At 74.1% G+C, this 18,924-nt stretch carries 16 protein-coding genes; 6 read left to right on the forward strand and 10 right to left on the reverse strand.

Annotation, left to right across the window (positions count from 1 at the left end):
• The first annotated feature begins 30 nt into the window (after nt 1-30).
• From DEJ50_RS34550 to DEJ50_RS07380, 3 genes are all read left to right on the forward strand, one after another.
• Entirely contained in the window at nt 31-663 is a 633-nt protein-coding gene (locus DEJ50_RS34550; RefSeq protein ID WP_223837648.1) for an excalibur calcium-binding domain-containing protein, read from the forward strand.
• A gap of 143 nt (nt 664-806) precedes the next feature.
• On the forward strand, nt 807-2,210 hold the full coding sequence (locus DEJ50_RS07375; RefSeq protein ID WP_411757584.1) for a cytochrome P450: 1,404 nt from the start codon (nt 807-809) through the stop codon (nt 2,208-2,210).
• 16 nt (nt 2,211-2,226) lie between these two features.
• Nucleotides 2,227-3,099, forward strand: coding sequence for a helix-turn-helix domain-containing protein (locus DEJ50_RS07380; protein WP_150206782.1), 873 nt, complete (start codon nt 2,227-2,229; stop codon nt 3,097-3,099).
• Nucleotides 3,100-3,248: 149 nt separating this feature from the next.
• On the opposite strand, the gene DEJ50_RS07385 is transcribed toward DEJ50_RS07380, so the two are convergent.
• Entirely contained in the window at nt 3,249-4,700 is a 1,452-nt protein-coding gene (locus DEJ50_RS07385; RefSeq protein ID WP_411757671.1) for an MFS transporter, read from the reverse strand.
• A 160-nt stretch (nt 4,701-4,860) separates the two neighbouring features.
• On the opposite strand from DEJ50_RS07385, the gene DEJ50_RS07390 reads away from it, so the two are divergent.
• On the forward strand, nt 4,861-6,915 hold the full coding sequence (locus tag DEJ50_RS07390) for a S9 family peptidase (protein ID WP_150206783.1): 2,055 nt from the start codon (nt 4,861-4,863) through the stop codon (nt 6,913-6,915).
• Here DEJ50_RS07390 and DEJ50_RS07395 read toward each other — a convergent pair.
• A complete protein-coding gene (locus tag DEJ50_RS07395) occupies nt 6,836-9,154 on the reverse strand; it encodes an MMPL family transporter (RefSeq protein ID WP_223837650.1) in 2,319 nt (772 codons plus the stop codon). The genes DEJ50_RS07390 and DEJ50_RS07395 overlap by 80 nt on opposite strands.
• A 176-nt stretch (nt 9,155-9,330) precedes the next feature.
• Here DEJ50_RS07395 and DEJ50_RS07400 point away from each other — a divergent pair, with 176 nt between their 5' ends.
• Together DEJ50_RS07400 and DEJ50_RS07405 are read left to right on the forward strand one after the other, a co-directional pair.
• Nucleotides 9,331-10,503 (forward strand): sensor histidine kinase, encoded by a 1,173-nt coding sequence (locus tag DEJ50_RS07400; RefSeq protein WP_150206784.1) that lies wholly within the window; start codon nt 9,331-9,333, stop codon nt 10,501-10,503.
• Entirely contained in the window at nt 10,478-11,140 is a 663-nt protein-coding gene (locus tag DEJ50_RS07405) for a response regulator (protein WP_150206785.1), read from the forward strand. Before DEJ50_RS07400 ends, DEJ50_RS07405 begins: the two co-directional genes overlap by 26 nt.
• An 88-nt stretch (nt 11,141-11,228) precedes the next feature.
• On the opposite strand, the gene DEJ50_RS07410 is transcribed toward DEJ50_RS07405, so the two are convergent.
• From DEJ50_RS07410 to DEJ50_RS07445, 8 genes are all read right to left on the reverse strand, one after another.
• Nucleotides 11,229-11,906 carry a GntR family transcriptional regulator gene (locus tag DEJ50_RS07410; RefSeq protein WP_150206786.1) on the reverse strand — a complete coding sequence of 226 codons (678 nt, stop codon included), beginning with the start codon at nt 11,904-11,906 and terminating at the stop codon, nt 11,229-11,231.
• 49 nt (nt 11,907-11,955) lie between these two features.
• Nucleotides 11,956-12,909: an ornithine cyclodeaminase family protein gene (locus tag DEJ50_RS07415; protein ID WP_223837651.1), complete on the reverse strand. Its 954-nt coding sequence runs from the start codon at nt 12,907-12,909 to the stop codon at nt 11,956-11,958.
• Nucleotides 12,906-13,964, reverse strand: a complete 1,059-nt coding sequence (locus tag DEJ50_RS07420) for a proline racemase family protein (RefSeq protein WP_223837652.1) — start codon at nt 13,962-13,964, stop codon at nt 12,906-12,908. The genes DEJ50_RS07415 and DEJ50_RS07420 overlap by 4 nt, the downstream gene beginning before the upstream one ends.
• Nucleotides 13,961-14,965, reverse strand: coding sequence for a proline racemase family protein (locus DEJ50_RS07425; RefSeq protein ID WP_150206787.1), 1,005 nt, complete (start codon nt 14,963-14,965; stop codon nt 13,961-13,963). Before DEJ50_RS07425 ends, DEJ50_RS07420 begins: the two co-directional genes overlap by 4 nt.
• A 17-nt stretch (nt 14,966-14,982) precedes the next feature.
• Nucleotides 14,983-15,918: a dihydrodipicolinate synthase family protein gene (locus DEJ50_RS07430; RefSeq protein ID WP_150206788.1), complete on the reverse strand. Its 936-nt coding sequence runs from the start codon at nt 15,916-15,918 to the stop codon at nt 14,983-14,985.
• Between the two features lie 76 nt (nt 15,919-15,994).
• Nucleotides 15,995-17,449: an NAD(P)/FAD-dependent oxidoreductase gene (locus DEJ50_RS07435; protein WP_150206789.1), complete on the reverse strand. Its 1,455-nt coding sequence runs from the start codon at nt 17,447-17,449 to the stop codon at nt 15,995-15,997.
• On the reverse strand, nt 17,430-17,744 hold the full coding sequence (locus DEJ50_RS07440) for a (2Fe-2S)-binding protein (protein ID WP_150206790.1): 315 nt from the start codon (nt 17,742-17,744) through the stop codon (nt 17,430-17,432). Before DEJ50_RS07440 ends, DEJ50_RS07435 begins: the two co-directional genes overlap by 20 nt.
• Complete coding sequence (locus tag DEJ50_RS07445) at nt 17,741-18,910, reverse strand: NAD(P)/FAD-dependent oxidoreductase (RefSeq protein WP_223837653.1); 1,170 nt, start codon at nt 18,908-18,910, stop codon at nt 17,741-17,743. Before DEJ50_RS07445 ends, DEJ50_RS07440 begins: the two co-directional genes overlap by 4 nt.
• Nucleotides 18,911-18,924 lie beyond the last annotated feature (14 nt).

Genomic DNA, 18,924 nt, shown 5'->3' on the forward strand with positions numbered 1-18,924 from the left:
TCCACCGTGTTTAACCGCCGAAGAAGTGCCATGGGCGTGGTCGCCACCGCCGGCGCCGTCGTTCTGCTGCTCACCGGCTGCGAGGAAACGCAACCGAAGGCCTCGTCCGGCAAGCCGGCGGCCACCACTGCATCCCCGGCGGCGGCCCGGATGCCGGACGTCATCGGGCGGAAGTTCACGGAGGCCGAGGCCGCCGTCCGGGAGGTGACCCGGAACGGGGCGGTGGAGGCGCGCAGCGCCTACGCGGATGTGGAGCTGCCACCGGAACACGGGGAATGGGAGGTGTGCTTCCAGACCCCGGCCGCGGGAACGGCCGTCACGGCGGGGGCGGGGGCGGAGCTCTCCCTGGTGGCCCCCGGAACCGCCTGTCCGGCGCAGGCCGGTGCCACGCTCGGCAAGAAGCCGGCCAAGACGCCGACCGCCAAGCCCACGGTGACGGCGAAGCCGGACGCCAAGCCCAGCGCCAAGCCCTCCGCGAAGCCCACCACCGCGAAGCCGACGGTGCGGGTGACACCGTCCAAGGAGAGCGGTGGCGGAGGCAGCGTGTATTACAAGAACTGCGCCGCCGCCCGCGCCGCAGGCGCCGCTCCGATCCGGCGCGGTGAGCCCGGGTACGGAAAGCACCTGGACCGGGACAACGACGGGATCGGCTGCGACAGTTAGGCCCCTAGGCCCCACTGAGGGGCCCCCTCGCTTCCTCCGGCACCGCAACATGGCCGGAATTCGGCCGACCGGGTGCCGGAGGCTCGCTCGTGGCCGGGCGGGGCGGCAGAATCGGGGCGACGGTTTCGGGCGAGGGGGCGGCTGTGGCATTGGCGGAGAACACGGGGACCGGGATTCCGGAGCTCGCCGGGGTGCCGTTGCTCGGCTCCCTGTTCGACCTGAAGAGCGACTCGCTGGGGACCTATCTGCGGGCCCGGCACCGGCACGGTGACGTGGTGCGGATCACCGCCGGACCGCCCGGGCTGCGGGCCGAACTGCACTGCGTTTTCTCCGCCGAGGGCGCCCAGCAGGTGCTGGCCTCCCAGTCGGCCAACTTCCGCAAGGACAACGCCTTCTACCAGGAAGTCCGGGACTCCTTCGGCAACGGCCTGCTGACCAGCCAGGACGAGGACTACCTCCGCCAGCGCCGGCTGGTCCAGCCGCTGTTCACCCGCCGCCGGGTGGACACGTACGCGGGCGCGGTCGCCACCGAGACGCAGGCCACCGTCGACGCCTGGCGGACCGCGCCCGACGGTGTGGTGGACGTGGCCGAGGAGATGATGGCGCTGGCGCTGCGCGCGGTGGCCCGGATCCTGTTCGGGACGGACGTCGATGCCACCGTCGAGGTCGTGGACCGGTGTTTTCCGGTCATCACCGAGTACGTGCTGCGGCGCGGCTACTCCCCCGTCAACATCCCGCGCAGCTGGCCCACCCCGCAGAACCAGCGGGCGGCAGCCGCGATGGCGGAGCTGTACGGGGTCTGCGACGGGATCATCGCCCGTCGGCGGACCGGGCAGCAGGAGCCCGGCGCGGATGCGGGCGACGCGGCCGGCGAGGATCTGCTGAGTCTGCTGGCGGCTGCCGAGAGCGCCGGGGACGCCGCCTTCGACGCCGCCGAACTCCGGGACCAGGTCCTGGTGTTCCTGCTCGCCGGACACGAGACCACGGCGACCTCGCTCGCCTTCGCCCTGCACCTGCTCGCGCTCCACCCCGAGCAGCAGGACCGGGGCCGGGAGGAGGTGTCCCGGGTACTGGGCGACCGGCGTCCGGTGGCTGCCGACCTGGACCGGCTGCCGTATCTGACGCAGGTCCTGAAGGAGGCCATGCGGCTGTATCCGGCGGCTCCGGTCATCGGGCGCCGGTCGGTGGCCGCCGCCGAGATCGACGGGCACACCGTGCCGGCGGGGGCGGACGTGATCCTGGCCCCGTGGGTGACCCACCGGAACCCGCGCTACTGGCCGGACCCGGACCGGTTCGATCCGGAGCGGTTCACCCCGGAGGCGGAGGCCGCCCGGCCGCGGTACGCATGGTTCCCGTTCGGCGGCGGCCCGCGGGCCTGTATCGGCCAGCACTTCTCGATGCTGGAGTCGGTGATCGCGCTGGCGATGATCCTGCGGGAGTACGCGGTCGAGCCGGTGGACCGGGAGATCCCGGTCAGCACGGGCATCACCCTGCGCGCCAACGGCCCCGCCCGCTGCCGCCTCCGTCCCATCGGTCCCACCGGCTGAGGCGGCACGGCAGCCGATGGCGCGGTCCGGCGGCACCACCGAGCACGGCACCTGGCAGCTGACCACCTCGGCTCCCGCTCCGGCCCTGCGGCCGGGGGTACGCGGATACCGCGGCTACCGGCTGTCCATGGACCGGACCCAGCGGCGGATCGAGATCCCGAACGGGACCGTGACCATGGTGGTCAACTTCGGTGATCCGGTGCGGGTGGCCGGGGCGGGTGCGCCCGGACCGGGGCTCCCGTACCGCTCGCTGGTCAGCGGGTTGCGCACGGATGCGACGGTCGGCGAGCACGGCGGCCGGCTGCACGGGATCGAGGTGCACTTCGCGCCCTGGATGGCCTTCACCGTCTTCGGGGTGGCCCTGTACGAACTCCGGGACCGGCTGGTGCCGCCGGCCGAGCTGCTCGGGGCCGAGGCGGACCGGCTGGAGACCCGGCTGGCGCAGGCCTCCTCCTGGCCCGAGCGGTTCGCGCTGCTGGACGCGGCGCTGCTGGAGCGGGCGGCCCGCGGGCCGGCGCCGGCCCCGCAGACGGTATGGGCCTGGCAGCAGCTGGTCCGTACGGAAGGCCTGCTGCCGGTGGCCGACCTCGCGCAGGGCGCCGGCTGGAGCACCCGCCGGCTGGAGCACCGCTTCCGGGAGCAGATCGGGCTGTCCGCCAAGTCCGCCTCCCGGGTGCTGCGGCTCCAGCGGGCCCTGCGGATGCTGACGGCCGGCGGACGTCCGGCCTCCGAGGCGGCATCGGCGTGCGGCTTCTACGACCAGGCCCATCTGCACCGGGACTTCCGGGCCATGACGGGCTGCGCGCCCGGGCAGTTCCTGTCCTACCGGGGCGGGGCCGGGCGCCCTGTGGACCGGGAACCGGGCCGGGTGACCAGCATCCTGCTGTGATCCGCCGACGGAATCGCGCCGGAACGGCGGTTTTTTCCAATACCCGGGCCGGGCCGCCCTGTCAGCATGACGCCACTTCACCTGATCCGCCGGGCGCACGGGGGTGGGGCCGGGCGGTGCTCCCGCCCGGCCCCGTCGCCCGGCCCCCGCTACCCTCTCCCCGCCGGTACATGGTTGCCCTTCAGACGCTCGATGTCCGAGGTCCGGACCTGGATCACGAACAGCGCGATCGCCGCCGCGACCAGGGTGAACAGGGCCGCCACCACGAAGGCGGCCGACACGCCCGCGGTGAGCACCTCGTCGCCCCAGGGGTCGGGGAGCCGTCCGGTCCGCCGGAACAGGGCGAGCTGCACCGGCCCGGCAGTGGCCAGGAACTCCGGGACCTGCTGCACGGCCTCGTTGCGGCTGGCCGTGCCGAACACCGTGACCAGGACGGACAGGCCCAGGGAACCGCCCACCTGCTGGGTGGTGTTCAGCAGCCCGGAGGCCGCGCCCGACTCCCGTTCGGGGACGTTGGACAGGGCCATCAGGGTCAGCGACACGAACTGCATGCCCATGCCGAGGGCGAAGAGCAGCATCGGGCCGAGGACGCTGCCCAGGTAGGTGGAGTGGATGTCGGTGAGGGTGAGCCAGGCCAGGCCGGCCGCCGCGCACAGGGCGCCGACCACCATGAAGGGCTTGGGCCCGAACCTGGGCAGCAGCCGTGCGGTGGTGCCGGCCGCGATCGCGATCACCACGCTGACCGGGAGGAAGGCGAGGCCGGCCTGGATGGGGCTGAAGCCGAGCACGTTCTGCACGAACAGGGTGAGGAAGAAGAACATCCCGAAGATCGCGCAGGCCAGGAAGAGCATGATGCCGTACGTTCCGGCCCGGTTGCGGTCGGCGAACATGTGCAGCGGGGTGATCGGCTGCCGGGAACGCCGCTCGACCAGGACGAACGTGCTGAGCAGGACGATGGCGGCGGCGAACGAGACCAGGGTGAGCGGGTCCCGCCAGCCGTCCTGGGCCGCGCGGATGAACCCGTAGACCAGGGACACCATGCCGAGGGTGGAGGTCAGTGCGCCGGCCAGGTCGAAGTGTCCGGGGTGGCGTTCGGATTCGCGGATCACCCGGGAGGCGAGCGCGGCGATCAGCAGGGCGATGGGCACGTTGACGAACAGGACCCAGCGCCAGTCCAGCCATTCGACGAGCATGCCGCCGGCCAGCAGGCCGATCGCGCCGCCGCCGGCCGATACCGCGGCGAAGACCCCGAAGGCCCGGTTGCGGGCCGGGCCTTCGCCGAAGGTGGTGGTGATCAGGGCCAGTGCGGTCGGTGAGGCGATGGCGCCGCCGACGCCCTGCAGGGCCCGGGCGGCCAGCAGCTGGCCGGAGGTCTGGGCGAAGCCGCCGAGCAGTGAGGCCAGGCCGAAGAGCAGGACGCCGGTGATGAACACCCGTTTGCGGCCGAGGATGTCGCCCGCGCGTCCGCCGAGCAGGAGCAGGCCGCCGAAGGTGAGGGTGTAGGCGTTGACCACCCAGGCCAGACTCTCGGTGGAGAAGCCGAGTGCGGTCTGGATGTGCGGCAGTGCGATGTTCACGATGGTGATGTCGAGGACCACCATGAGCTGGCAGGAGGCGATGACGAACAGGGCGATCCCGCCGTTGCGCGGCACACCGTTCCGGGCGTTCCGGTCCACAGCTCCGACGCTATGCCCGCCGCCCTCGCATCACCACCCGAACGGCCTAGGCCAGGTGACATTTCACATGTCACACTTCTGTCCCATGGACGCCTTTCTCGCTCTCTCCGCCGACACGGCCCGGTTCTCGTACGGGGCCCCGCGCGCCTTCGCTTTCGGCGACGGCGGACGCCTGCTGTACTTCCTCCGCTCCTCGGGACCCACCGACCCCTTCGACAGCCTCCATGTCCTCGACACCGCGACCGGCACCGAGACCCTGCTCGCCGATCCGCGCGCGCTGTCCACCGAGCCCGGTGAGCTCCCCGTCGCCGAACGCCGGCTCCGGGAGCGGATCCGCCTGGTGGCGGCGGGCATCGGCTCCTACGCCCTGTCCGGCGACGGCCTGCACGCCGCGTTCGCCCTCTACGGCCGCCTCCACCAGGTCACCTTCGGCGGTGCCGGGGCCCGGGAGATACCGGCCGCCGGGCCGGTCGTGGACCCCCGCCCCAACGCGGACGGCAGCCGGATCGCCTATGTCGCCGACGACGCCCTGTACGTCTCCCCCGGCGGCCGGGTCAGCCCGGACGACGGCGCCCGCTGGGGCCTCGCCGAGTTCGCCGCCGCCGAGGAGCTGGGCCGCTCCCGCGGCCACTGGTGGTCCCCCGACGGGGTCACCCTGCTGGCCGCCCGGGTGGACGAAACCGGGCTCCAGCGCCGGTACTTCGCCGACCCCGCACACCCCGGCCGGCCGGCCGAGGACTTCGCCTACCCCGAGGCCGGCGGCCCCAACGCCGACGTCCAGCTGTGGGTGCTGAGTCCGGACGGCCGGCGGGTCCGGCTGGACTGGGACGCGGAGACCCACCCGTACGTCTCCGACGCCGGCTGGGAGGGCGAGGGCGAGATCCTGCTGACCGTCCAGGACCGGCTCCAGCAGAACGTGCTGCTGCTCTCCGCCGATCCGGCCACCGGTGCCACCCGCGAACTCTCCCGGACCAGCCACCCGCGGTGGGTGGACCCGATGTTCCCCGGCACCCCCGCCCGGCTCTCCGACGGGCGGCTGGCCACCGCGGCCGAGACCCCCGGCGGCGCCGCCTGCTCGCTCGCCCTGGACGGGGTCCGGCTCACCGGCGACGAGGTCCAGGTGCGCCGGCTGGTCGGCGAGCACCAGGGGGGTCTGCTGATCGAGGCCGGACTGCGGGACCCGGCCGAGCAGCAGGTCCTGCTGCTCGACCCGGACACCGGCAAGCTCACCCCGGTCGCCGACGGGCCCGGGGTGCACAGCGCCGTGGCCTCCGCCGGTGCCCTGCTGCTGACCTCGGCCGGCCCGGACGGCATCCGGCGGACCCTCACCACCGCCGACGGGCGCAGCTTCACCCCGGCCGACCTGTCCGAACCGCTGCCCTACCGGGTGACCCCGGTCCTGGGCCGGGTCACCGAACACGCCCTGCCCACCGCGCTGGTACTGCCCCGCAACCATGTGCCCGGCCGCCGGCTGCCGGTCCTGCTCCAGGTGTACGGCGGTCCCGGCTTCCAGGACGTGTGCCTGGAGCCGCGCCGCTGGCAGCACCGCCAGTGGTGGGCCGACCAGGGCTTCGCCGTCGTCACCATCGACAACCGCGGCACCCCGTACGTCTCCCCCGCCTTCACCCAGGCCATGTACCGGAACTTCTCCGAGGTCACCCTCGAGGACCAGGTGGCGGGCCTGCGGGCGCTGGGCGAGCGGCACCCGGACCTCGATCTGGACCGGGTCGGCGTCAAGGGCTGGTCCTACGGCGGCTACCTGGCCGCGGCGGCCGTGCTGCGCCGCCCCGAGGTGTTCCACGCGGCCGTGGCGGGTGCCCCGCCCACCGACTTCCGGCACTACGACACCGCGTACACCGAGCGCTACCTGGGCCTGCCGCAGGAGAACCCGGAGGTGTACGAACGGGAGTCGCTCATCGGGGACGCCCCCGCCCTCCGCCGCCCGCTGCTGCTGATCCACGGCCTGGCCGACGACAACGTCCACCCCTCACACACCCTGCGCCTCTCCCAGGCCCTGACCGACGCGGGCCGCCCGCACCAGGTGCTGGCCCTGCCGGGCGTCACTCATATGACCCCGGACGGCATGTACGAGAAGGTCGCCGCCCAGGAACTCGCCTTCCTGAAGGCGGCCTTGCACTAGGCGCGTATCCGGTGCCGTCGGTGCCGACCGGGCCGCGGGGAAGTATCCGGTCCAGCCACTTCGGCAGCCACCAGTTGGCCCGGCCGAGGAGTGTCATGGTCGCCGGTACCAGCACCATGCGTACGACCGTGGCGTCGATGAAGATCGCGGTGGCCAGGCCGAGCCCGAACATTTTGGTGGAGGGGTCGTCGGCGACGGCGAAGGACAGGAAGACCGCCACCATGATGAGGGCGGCCGAGGTGATGATCCGGGCGGTGCGCGAGACGCCCTCAACGATCGCCGTGCCGTTGTCGCCGGTGCGCAGGTACTCCTCGCGTACACGGGAGAGGAGGAACACCTCGTAGTCCATCGACAGGCCGAACAGGATGGCGAAGAGGAACATCGGGATGAACGACACGATCGGAACCGTCGCTTCCAGCCCGATGAGTGCGCCTCCCCAGCCCCACTGGAAGACCGCGACCATGATGCCGTAGGCCGCGCCGATGCTCAGCAGATTCAGCAGTACCGCCTTGAGCGGTACGAGGATCGAGCGGAAGACCAGCATCAGCAGCAGGAACGACATCGCCAGCACGGCGGCGACGAACACCGGCAGGCGTTGGCTGGTGCGTTGGCCCACATCGGACAGGCTCGCGGCGGCGCCGCCGACGTGGGCCCTGGCCGGGCCGTGCCCGATCGCCGTGGGCAGCACGTCGGTGCGCAGCCGGGCGATGGTGCCGGCCGTGGCCTTGTCCTGAGGGCTGGTGGTCGGGAACACCACGAGGGTCGCGATGCCGGTGGCCCGGTCGATGTGCGTCGGCGCGACGGATGCGATGCCCGGATCCGCAGCGACCGCCCCGACGAGTCGGTCCAGCACTCCCGGATCACCGGCGGGGTCCGCGGCGATGACGAGGGGACCGTTGGTGCCCGGGCCGAACCCCTCGGCGACGAGGTCGTAGGCCCGGCGCTCGGTACGGCTGGGGGGCAGTGAGCCGTCGTCGGGCAGGCCGACACGCAGGCCGAGCACGGGCAGCGTCGCGGTCAGCAGCAGCCCCGCCGCGCCGATCGCGTACAGCACCGGGTGCCGGCTGACGTGCCCGATCCAGCGCCGCCAACCGGCGGCGGGAGCGGAGCCCGCCGCCGTGTCCCGCCGCCGTACGAGTCGGCCCGGCTTCCCGGTCTGCAGAGCCCGGCCGATCCGGCCGATCCGGCCGGCCCGGGCCAGGAGCGGGCCCGCCGCGCCGAGGAAGGCCGGCAGCAGCGTCACCGACGCGAGCACCATGGTCAGGACGACGATCGAGACGGCGAGCCCGCCCACCGTCATGAACGGCACGTTCGCGACCGCCAGGCCGAGGATCGATACGACGACGACGCCGCCGGCGAAGACCACGGGCCTCCCCGCCGTGGCCACCGCTCGCCCCGCCGCCTCGTGGGGATCGAGCCCGCGCGCGAGGTACTCCCGGTGCCTGGCGAGCACGAACAGCGCGTAGTCGATGCCCACTCCGAGCCCGACCATGCTGCCCAGGACCGGTGCGAAGGTGGGGACCTCTGTCACCCCCGCCAGTACCGTCATCGTGGCGACTCCGATGGTCAGCCCGAAGACCGCCATGCCGATCGGCAGCGCGGCGGCGACGAGCGAACCGAACGCCAGGAACAGGATCGCAGCCGCGGCGAGGAGGCCGATCAGCTCGCTCGCGCCGCCGTCGGGGTCGGAGAAGGCGTAGAAGAGGTTCCCGCCCATCTCGATGCGCAGGGGCAGCTCGGCGCGCAGCCGGTCGCCGAGACCGACGAGGGCGTCGAGGTCTTCGGCCGACAGCCGGCTCTGGTCGGGGTACTGCACCCGGACGACCGCGATCCGTCCGTCGGCCGAAACGAGGCCGCCGCGCACGGCGGTGTCCCCGCCCGCGCCGAGCGCCCCCGCCGGGTCGCTCGTGCCGAGCACGTGCGGCAGCCGCCTCACCTCGGTCTGCAGCCGCGTGAGAGCGGTGCGCGCGCCGTCGTCGTCGGAGAACGTCGCAGCGTCGTCGAGGGGGGTGACGACGACTTGGGCGGTCATCCCCTCCTGGCCGGTGCCTGCCCGCTCGATCAGTTCCGCGGCCCGTCGGGAGTCCAGCCCCGGAGCGGTCATCGAGTCCGCGGTACGCCCGCCGAAGGCGACGGCGGCGAGGACGGCGAGCGTGGCGGCGATCAGCCATGCCGCGATCACCCGCCAGGGATGGCGGGCGGCGCTTGCGCCCAGGCGCAACAGGGCTTTCGAGAGCATCGGGTCCTCCAACCACCTCGTCGGCCGTCCTTGTTCGGCCGCCGATGCTTCAGGCTCGTCGCCACGGCGCTCCGTGGCATCGGCCCGCGGGCCGCGGATCCGTCGGCCCCGGGGCGGAGTGACAACCCGTCCTTTCGGCCGATGCGCGGCACGCCGCGGTCCCTAGGCTGAGAACCGTGCTCCGAGACGACCTGCGAACCCTGTGGACCGAACCCCGGCCGCCCGGCGCGCCCGCCCGGGTGCGGCGGGACTGGGCGCTGCTCGCCGCGGGCCTTGCCGGTGTGGCGCTGGAGGCCACCCTGCGCGAGAACGTCGTGTGGCGGCCGGTGGCGGTGGTGTTCGCCGTATGGCTGTGCCTGCTGCCCCTGTGGCGCCGGACCCGCCCGCTGGCGGTGGTGACGCTGGCGTTCGGCTCGGTGATCCTGCTTCCGGTGGCCTCGCTCGTCGCCGCACCACGCGAGCCCGTCGGCCTGTACACCGGCGCGGTCGTGCTCGTGCTGGTGTACGCGCTCCCCCGGTGGGGGTCGGGACGCGAGGTCGTACTGGGCGGCGCGGTGATCCTCGCGGCCGGCACGCTGTGTGTCGTCACGGACGAGACCCCGGTCGTCGAAAAGGTCGTGGGCCTCGTCTTCCTGCTGCTGCCCGGCGTGGTCGGGGCTGCCGTGCGGTTCCGGGTGTCCGCTCGCGAGCGGCAGTCGGAGCAGGTGCGATCCCGCGAGCGCGAGCGGCTCGCCCGGGAACTGCACGACACGGTGGCCCACCACGTGTCGGCCATGGTGATCATCGCCCAGGCGGGCCGGGTGCTCGCGGACACCGACCCGTCCGCCGCCGTCGAGGCGCTGGAGGAGGTCGAGGAGGAAGGGGCGCGCACGCTGGAGGAAATGCGCGCCATGGTCGCCGCGCTGCGCGACCGCGGGGTCGGCGCCGAGCTGGCGCCCCCTGCCGGAGTCGCGGATCTGGAGCGCCTGGTGCGCACCCCGGGTGGTCGTCTCAGGGTCGACCTGGGGCTCGACGGCGAACTGGACGCGCTGCCCCCGGCCGTGGACGCGGCCGTCTACCGGATCGTGCAGGAATCGGTGACCAACGCGCTGCGCCATGCGGTCGACGCGACCGAGCTCGTCGTCCGGGTCGCCGCGGAACGGCACACGGTACGGGTGAGCGTGCGCGACAACGGCCGGCGCACCGGCCGGGGTCGCGACGGATACGGACTTACCGGACTGCGCGAGCGCGCGACCCTGCTCGGCGGCACACTACGAGCCGGCCCGGGTACCGACCGGGGCTGGCATGTCGAAGCCGAACTGCCGAGAGCGAGGAGCGAGAGCGGTGTCCATTCGCGTCCTCGTCGCTGACGACCAGACGATCATCCGCACCGGGTTGCGGATCATACTGAACGCCCAGCCCGGCATCGAGGTGGTCGGCGAGGCCGCCGACGGGCGGGAAGCGGTACGTATGGCCCGCGAACTACGCCCCGACGTCTGCCTGTTCGACATCCGCATGCCCGTACTCGACGGGCTCGAGGCCACCCGGCTGGTCGCCGGCCCGGGCGTCGCCGACCCGCTGGCCGTGGTCGTCATCACCACGTTCGACCTCGACGAGTACGTCTACGGCTCACTGCGTGCCGGCGCCCGCGGATTCCTCCTCAAGGACACGGGACCGGACCTTCTGGCGCAGGCCGTACGGTCGGCGTCCGACGGTGAGGCGCTCATTGCGCCCAGCGTCACCGTCCGTCTGCTCCAGGCATTCGCGGACCTGCCCGCCGGCCGGCCCGTGGCCCAGCCGGTCGCCCCCGTCACCGCCCGCGAGGAGCAGGTGCTCCTCGCCGTCGCTCGCGGGCTGACCAACACCGAGATCGCCGATGCACTGCGCATCAGCCTCAGCACGGTGAAGACGCATCTGGCCAGCCTGATGGCCAAACTCGGCGCCCGCAACCGGGTCGAGATCGCGATGTGGGCCTACGAAACGCGCCGTATCCTCCCCGGAACCTGAGCCGGGTACCGGGCCATGCAGAACAGCCCCGGCCGACGCGGTGTCGGCCGGGGCTGCGCACGCTCTCGGACTGCTCGGGCTGCTCGGACTACTTGGCCTGGTCGGCCTGGTCGGCCCAGAGGGAGCGGACGTGGCCGAGGTGGCGGCGCATGCACGACTCGGCGGCGGGGGCGTCGCCCGACAGCATCAGGTCGAGCAGTTCCAGGTGTTCCTCGGCCGAGGACACCAGCAGGCCGGCCTTGTCCAGGCTGGTCAGTCCGTACAGCCGGGAGCGCTTGCGCAGATCGCCGACCGTCTCCACCAGCCGCTCGTTCCCGGCCAGGCCCAGCAGGGTCAGGTGGAACCGCCGGTCGGCCTCCAGGTATCCGATGAGGTCGTGCTCGCGGGCGCTGGCGACGATCTCCTCGGCGATGGGCCGGAGTTCCTCCAGCCGCTCCCGGGGCGCGATCCGGGTGACGATGCCGATGGTCGGCACCTCGATCAGGGTGCGCAGTTCGGTGTACTGGTCCAGGTCGCGCTCGCTCACCTCGGTGACCCGGAAGCCCTTGTTGCGGACCGGCTCGACCAGCCCCTCGCGCGCGAGGTCGAGCATGGCCTCGCGGACCGGGGTGGCCGACACGCCGAGTTCCGCGGCCAGTGTGGGCGCCGAGTAGACCCGGCCGGGCTCCAGCTGTCCCGCTATCAGGGCAGCTCGGAGGGCATGGCCGACCTGATCGCGGAGCCGCTCCTGGGCCTTGATGAGACTGTGCTGCTTCAGGTCACCCATCGCAGTTCCTCCGGTCCTCCGAAAACACGCAGAGGAACAGCGTACAATGTCACGTTTCGCCGTCCGCCCCGGTGGCGCGGTACAGGGCCACCGCCACAGCCAGATCTTCCCAGGCCATGCCCACGCTCTTGAAGAGCTGTGGACAGCCCACCGTCCCGGGACCGGGATGCCGTCCGCACACCAGGTCGGCGAGGGTCCCGGTGATATGGCCCGGCCCGATGGCCCCTTCGGCCTCCGGGACCAGCAGGTCCCCGGCCTCGCGCAGGGCCGCCGCGCGCGATTCCACGTACACCGCGGCGCGGCGCACCAGGGCGGTGTCGGTCTCGCGGGCCGTCGGTTCGTGCGAGCCGACCGCGACCACGGTGGCCCCGTCGGCCACCAGCCGCCCGTCGAAGAGGGGTTCGCGGGCCGTCGTACAGCAGACCACCAGATCGGCGCCGGCCACGTCGGCGGCGGTACCCGTCCGGGCCACGGGGACCCCGCGGGATGCGGCGTACCCGGCGAGCCGGCCGGCACCCGCGGGATCGCGGGCCACCACCACCGCCTCGGCCAGGTCCCGTTCCGCCAGCAGGGCGTCGAGGTGGCCGTACGCCTGCGGTCCGGAGCCGAACAGCACCAGCCGCAGCGGCCGGCCGGCCGGGGTCAGCTGCCGGACGGCCAGCGCGGACACCGCGGGGGTGCGCAGCGCGGTCAGGGCCGCGCCGTCCAGCAGGGCCACGGGCTCCAGGGTGGGCCCGTCCAGCAGCAGATAGGCGCCGGTGATCCGGGGCAGTCCGCGGGCGGGGTTGGCCGGGGCCACCCCGGCGATCTTCACCCCGGCCCAGGGCCCGGCGGCGGCGGGCATCAGCAGCAACTCGCCGGCGGGGACGGGCACCTGGCTGCGCTGCGGGCAGGTCTCGGGGTCGAGGCCTGCCCGCAGCACCGCGGCCAGGGCGTCGGCCGCGGCCACCGGGCCGAGGAGCCCCCCGATCTCCTCGGCCCCGATCCGGACGAGGTCCTTCACAGCAGGAATCCGGTGCCGAGGGTGTCCCTGGAGTCCAGCAGGAAGCGGTGCTCGCCGGTCCGGTAGGCGGTGCCGGTGACCTCGGTGACGCCGTCCGCGAGCAGCCGGCCGGTGAACACCGTGCCGGTCACGGACTCGTGGAGCAGGTCCTCGCCGGCGCCGAGCCGGCCGTCCTCGCCGAGCAGGGCCAGCCGGGCGGAGGTTCCGGATCCGCACGGCGAGCGGTCGATCTGGCCGTCGGCGAAGACCGTGACATTGCGCTGGTGCGGGCCGAAGGGGGTGTCGGGCAGTTCCTCGTAGAGGATCACTCCGTAGACCCCGGACAGCAGGGGGCCGTCCGGATGCCAGGTGGCCGGGTGGGTGGCGAGTGCGGCCCGGATCTCCTGCCCGGCGCGGACCAGGCCGGGCAGGTCGGCGCGGGAGACCCGGAGGCCGAACTCGCGGGCGGGGACGGCCGCGTAGCAGGCTCCGGCGTGGGCGATGTCCACCTCGGCGAGGCCGAGGGAGGTGGCCACCGGCACCTTGCGGGCGGCAACCCGGGCGGGCACGTTGCGGAAGGTGACGCCGGTGGTGCGGCCCGCGTCCCGGTGGACGGTGGCGGTGACCCGTCCGGACGGCACGTCGATCCGGACCGTTGCGTCCCCGTCGCCGGGGGCGGCGACCAGTCCGCTGTCCACCGCCCAGGCACCGAGCGCCATCGTGCCGTGCCCGCAGGCCGTGGAGTAGCCGTCCTTGTGCCAGAAGAGCACACCGAGGTCGGCGCCGTTGTCGTCGGGCGGGACGAGGAAGCCGCCGTACATGCCGGCATGCCCGCGCGGTTCCTGCACCAGCAGGCGCCGTACGTCGTCCAGTGCGCTGCGCCGGGGGGCGGTGCCGGAGCCGCCGGGGCCGAGGGCGGTGGTGCAGCGCTCGGCCACGGTGTCGCCGGGGACGGGCGGCAGGCCGTCGGTGACGATCCGGAAGGGCTCGCCGGCGGTGTGGTAGTCGGTCGTGCGGACCGTGTGCACGGTGAAGGCGGCGTCCGGGCGCGGGTGGACGCTCGGGTCGGGGCTCACAGCAGGAACCCTCCGGGGAAGGGGTCGGTGGGGTCGAGGAAGTACTGGGCGGTGCCGGTGATCCAGGCGCGTCCGGTGACGGTCGGCACGACCGCGGGCCGCCCGCCGACCTCCGTCTCGCCGACCAGCCGGCCGGTGAACTCGGTGCCGATGAAGGACTCGTTGACGAAGTCCGTGTGCAGCGGCAGCAGGCCGCGGGCGTGCAGCTGGGCCATCCGGGCGCTGGTGCCGGTGCCGCACGGGGAGCGGTCGAACCAGCCGGGGTGAATGGCCATGGCGTGCCGGGAGCGGACGGCGTCGGAGCCGGGGGCGGCCAGGTAGACGTGTTTGACCCCGGCGATGTCCGGGTTCTCGGGGTGCACGGGCCGGTCCGGTCCGGCGTTGATCGCGTCCATGACGGCGAGTCCGGCGGTGAGGAGGTCCTCCTTGCGGGCCCGGTCGAAGGGCAGGCCGAGGTCGTCGAGTTCGACGAAGGCGTAGAAGTTGCCGCCGTAGGCCAGGTCGTAGCCGACGGTGCCGAAGCCGGGGACCTCGGCCTTGAGGCCGAGGCCCACGCTGAAGGCGGGGACGTTGGTGAGCGTGACGGCCTTCGCCGCGCCGTCCTCGACGTGGACGTCCACGCTCACCAGTCCGGCGGGGGTGTCGAGGCGGACCGTGGTGACCGGCTCGGCCACCGGCACCATGCCCGTCTCGACCAGGACGGTGGCGACCCCGATGGTCCCGTGCCCGCACATCGGCAGCAGTCCGGACACCTCGATGTAGAGCACGCCGAAGTCGGCGTCGGGCCGGGTGGGCGGCTGCAGGATGGCGCCGCTCATCGCCGCATGCCCGCGCGGCTCGTACATGAGCAGGGTGCGGATGTGGTCCAGGTGCTCGATGAAGTGGAGGCGCTTCTCGGCCATGGTGGCGCCGGGGATCACCCCGACGCCCCCGGTGATGACCCGGGTCGGCATGCCCTCGGTGTGCGAATCCACCGCGTGGTAGATGTGACGGGTGCGCATGGAGGTACCCCTGAGTTTTAGTGGTGGCCCTCGGCGAGGGCCTTCTCGGTTGCGGCGCGGACGGCGGCCTCGACGTCCCCGGTGAGCGGGAAGCGCGGCGGGCGGGTGGCCCCGCCCGGCCGGCCGGCCAGGTCCATGGACAGCTTGATGGCCTGGACGAACTCGGTCTTGGAGTCCCAGCGCAGCAGGGAGTGCAGGGACGTGTAGAGCGGGAGGGCGGTCTCGAGGTCGCCGGCGACGGCGGCCCGGTACAGGGTGGCGCAGGTGGTGGGCAGGGCGTTGGGGTAGCCGGCGATCCAGCCGACCGCGCCGGCCACGGCGAGCTCCAGCAGGACGTCGTCGGCGCCGATCAGCAGGTCGAGGCCGGGGGCGAGTTCGGCGATCTCGTAGGCGCGGCGGACGTCCCCGCTGAACTCCTTCACGGCGACGATGCTGCCGTCGTTGTGCAGTCGGGCGAGCAGGGCCGGGGTGAGGTCGACCTTGGTGTCGATGGGGTTGTTGTACGCGACCACGGGCAGGCCGGCTCCGGCGACCTCGGCGTAGTGGGCGCGCACCGCCTGCTCGTCGGCGCGGTAGGCATTCGGCGGGAGCAGCAGCACGGACCCGGCGCCGGCCTCGGCGGCCTGCTCGGCCCAGCGGCGGGCTTCGGCGCTGCCGTAGGCGGCGACGCCGGGCATGACGCGGGCGCCGTCGCCGGCCGCCTCGACGGCGGTGCGGACCACGCGGGCGCGCTCTTCGTCGGTGAGGGTCTGGTACTCGCCGAGGGAGCCGTTGGGGACCACGCCGTCGCAGCCGTTGGCGATCAGCCAGGCCACGTGCTCGGCGTAGGCGTCGTAGTCGACGGTGAGGTCGGGTCGCATGGGCAGGGTGGTGGCGACCATGATGCCGTGCCAGGGGCGCCGGCGGTCCGGAAGCGGGGCGGGGGTGGGCGCGGGGGTGGGCGCAAGGCTCATGACGGGACTCCCTTGTGTGGTGTGTGACATTTTACTGGCTTGTATACGGCGGGGACAAGCCCCGGGACGGCATGGATCAGCAGCCGTCCGGGGGAAGTTCGGCCAGGTTGCGGAGCGGGACCGGGCAGGACAGCGGGCGGCGGTCGGCGCCGGGGGCGGTACCGGCCAGGGCGGCCACGGCCTGGCCGCACATCCGGCCCTGGCACCAGCCCATGCCGGCCCGGGTGAGCAGTTTGACGGTACGGGCGTCCCGGGCGCCGAGCTCCGCCACGGCCTCCCGGATCCGCCCGGCGGGCACCTCTTCGCAGCGGCAGACGTCGGTGTCCTCGGTGAGCCAGCCGGTCCAGCCGGGCCCGGGTCGGTGGGCGGCGCCCATGGCCTCGGCGAAGGCGCGCAGCCGGGCGCGGCGGCGGTGCAGGGCCGCCGGCGCGGGGCGGCCGGCCACCGAGTGGGCGGCCAGCTCGCCCTCGGCCAGGGCGAGCTGGGCACCGGCGATGCCGCCGGTCTCGCCGGCCGACCAGATGCCGGGCACCGAGGTGCGCTGTTCCGTGTCCAGCTCCAGGGCGGCGGTGCCGTCGGCGGCGGTACGGGTGGCACAGCCGAGTTCGGTGGCGAGCTCCAGCTGCGGGACCAGGCCGTGGCCGACGGCGAGGGCGTCGCAGGGGATACGGCGCCCGGTGCCGGGCACGGGCCGCCAGTCGCGGTCCAGCCGGGCCACGGTGACGGCTTCCACCCGGTCGGTGCCGTGCGCTGCGACCACGGCCTGCCGGGTGAGCAGCCGCACCCGGTGGCGCAGCAGTCCGCCGCCGAACAGGGCGCCTTCGGCCAGCTTGGCCGGGTTGCGGAGCAGGGTGGGCACCCGGCCGGCGTACGCCAGGTAGGAGGCGGCCTCGACCACGGCCGGCACCCGGGCGCCGGCCGCGGCGAGGGATCCGGCGACGGCGAGCAGCAGCGGCCCGCTGCCGGCCACCACCACCCGCTTCCCGGGCAGCACGAGTCCGGCCTTGAGCATGGCCTGGGCGCCGCCCGCGCCGACCACCCCGGGCAGGGTCCAGCCGGGGAAGGGCAGTTGCCGCTCGTACGCGCCGGTGGCGAGCAGGACGGCGGCGGCGGTGACGGTGGCGGCCCGCTCCTCGGGGCCGACGACGGCGTGCAGCCGCCAGGCCTTCGCGGGCTCGCCGGCCCCCGGCGCCGCCCCCGGCGCCGGAACCACGGTCCAGACGTGGTGCCCCGGCAGGAAGGTGATCCGGCCCGCCGCCTCGTGGGCGCGCAGCCCGGCCTCGCGGGCCGCGAAGGCGGACCAGTCGTGGTGCAGGGCCTGCGGCCGGGCGGCGCCGAGGCCGGGGGCGGGATGGCGGTAGTACTGGCCGCCCGGCCGGTCCCCGGCGTCGAGCAGGGTGACCCGCAGGCCGAGGTCGGCGGCGGTGACGGCGGCGGCGAGCCCGGCCGGCCCGGCTCCGACGATCGCGAGGTCGGCCGGCACGGCCGGCGCAGCCGGGGAGCCGGAGGGGTCAGACGGCGAGTTCGGCACGGCCGGTTCCCTCCTGGGTGGTGACGGTGTCCCCGGCCCGGGCCGGGACCAGGCAGGCCCGCTGGTTGGGCCGGCCGTTGACGGTGACGAGGCAGTCGTAGCAGCTGCCGATCCCGCAGAACGCCCCGCGCGGCGCGCCCCCTTCGCGGGTGGTGCGCCAGGCCAGGATGCCGGCTCCCCAGAGGGCGGCGGCGATGCTCTGCCCGGCCTCGGCGGGCACGGCGCGGCCGTCGAACTCGATGGTGTACGCCGCTTCGGGCGCCCCGCCGACCAGGCGGCGCGGGGTCGCGTTCATCGGGCGGTCTCCTTCGGGAAGCGGTCCGGGCGGAACGGGGCCGGGTCCAGGGCGGGTTCCGCCCCGGTCAGGGCGGCGGCGATCAGCACCCCGGTGCCCGGGGCCAGGCCGATCCCGGCGCCCTCGTGGCCGCAGGCGTGCAGCAGGCCCGGGACCCGCGGGTCGGGGCCGATCGCGGGGAGGTGGTCGGGCAGATAGGGGCGGAAGCCGTGGTAGCTGCGCAGGACCCGGACGTCCGCGAGGACCGGGAACAGGGCGGCGGCCTGTGCGGCCAGCCGGCGCAGCGCTTCGGTCGACGGGCTGCGGTCGAAGCCGACCCGTTCGCGGGTGGCGCCGATCAGGACGGGGCCGGCCGGGGTGCCCTCGACCACGGCCGAGGACTGGAGTGCGGCGGAGCCGCTGGCCACGTCGGCAATGTAGTCGGCGGCGTAGACCTTGTGCCGGACCACCCTCGGCAGGGGTTCGGTCACCAGCACGAAGCCGCGGCGCGGCAGTACGGGCAGCTCGGTGCCGGCCAGCGCGGCGACCGCCCCGCCCCAGGTGCCGGCCGCGTTGACCACGGCGGGGGCGAGCAGGTCGCGCCGCGGGGTGCGGACGCCCCGGACGGCGCCGGAGGCGTCCCGGAGGATCTCGGTGACCTCCTCGCCCAGGTACCGGGCGGCCCCCGAGGCGGCGAGCAGCCGGGCCGCCGCCTGGGCGGGCTGGACCTGGGCGTCCTGCGGGTAGTGGAACCCGCCGGCCAGGCCCGGCGCCAGGTGGGGTTCGAGCTCGTGGAGGGAGCCGGCGGCGATTTCCACGGCCGTCACCCCGGCCGCCCGCTGGCCCTCGGCGAAGGTCCGCAGGGCCTTCAGGGTGGTCTCGTCGGGCGCCACGACGAGACCGCCCTTGGGCTCGTACTCGGTCTCCGGCGGTAGGGCGGAGGCCAGTTCGCGCCACAGTTTCGTGGACAGCAGCGCGAGATCGAGCTCGGGGCCCGCCTCCTTGTCGGAGACGAGCAGGTTCCCCTCCCCGGCGCCGGTGGTGCCGCCCGCGACGGGACCGCGGTCGACCACGGCGACGGAGAGGCCGGCGCGGCTCGCGTAGTACGCGCAGGCGGCCCCGACCACTCCGGCGCCGATGATCACGACGTCGGGGGAGGCGGTGTCCTGATGGTGTCTCTTGGCCACGACAGTAATATGTC

Origin of the sequence: Streptomyces venezuelae (assembly GCF_008642295.1) — a bacterium.
In the GTDB taxonomy this organism is placed as follows: Bacteria; Actinomycetota; Actinomycetes; order Streptomycetales; family Streptomycetaceae; genus Streptomyces; species Streptomyces venezuelae_C.

Coding starts and splice junctions, on each gene's coding strand:
- DEJ50_RS34550 (WP_223837648.1), top strand. CDS start 31: ATGGGCGTGGTCGCCACCGCCGGCGCCGTCGTTCTGCTGCTCACCGGC.
- DEJ50_RS07380 (WP_150206782.1), top strand. CDS start 2,227: ATGGCGCGGTCCGGCGGCACCACCGAGCACGGCACCTGGCAGCTGACC.
- DEJ50_RS07385 (WP_411757671.1), bottom strand. CDS start 4,700: ATGGTGGTCCTCGACATCACCATCGTGAACATCGCACTGCCGCACATC.
- DEJ50_RS07390 (WP_150206783.1), top strand. CDS start 4,861: ATGGACGCCTTTCTCGCTCTCTCCGCCGACACGGCCCGGTTCTCGTAC.
- DEJ50_RS07395 (WP_223837650.1), bottom strand. CDS start 9,154: ATGCTCTCGAAAGCCCTGTTGCGCCTGGGCGCAAGCGCCGCCCGCCAT.
- DEJ50_RS07410 (WP_150206786.1), bottom strand. CDS start 11,906: ATGGGTGACCTGAAGCAGCACAGTCTCATCAAGGCCCAGGAGCGGCTC.
- DEJ50_RS07425 (WP_150206787.1), bottom strand. CDS start 14,965: ATGCGCACCCGTCACATCTACCACGCGGTGGATTCGCACACCGAGGGC.
- DEJ50_RS07430 (WP_150206788.1), bottom strand. CDS start 15,918: ATGAGCCTTGCGCCCACCCCCGCGCCCACCCCCGCCCCGCTTCCGGAC.
- DEJ50_RS07440 (WP_150206790.1), bottom strand. CDS start 17,744: ATGAACGCGACCCCGCGCCGCCTGGTCGGCGGGGCGCCCGAAGCGGCG.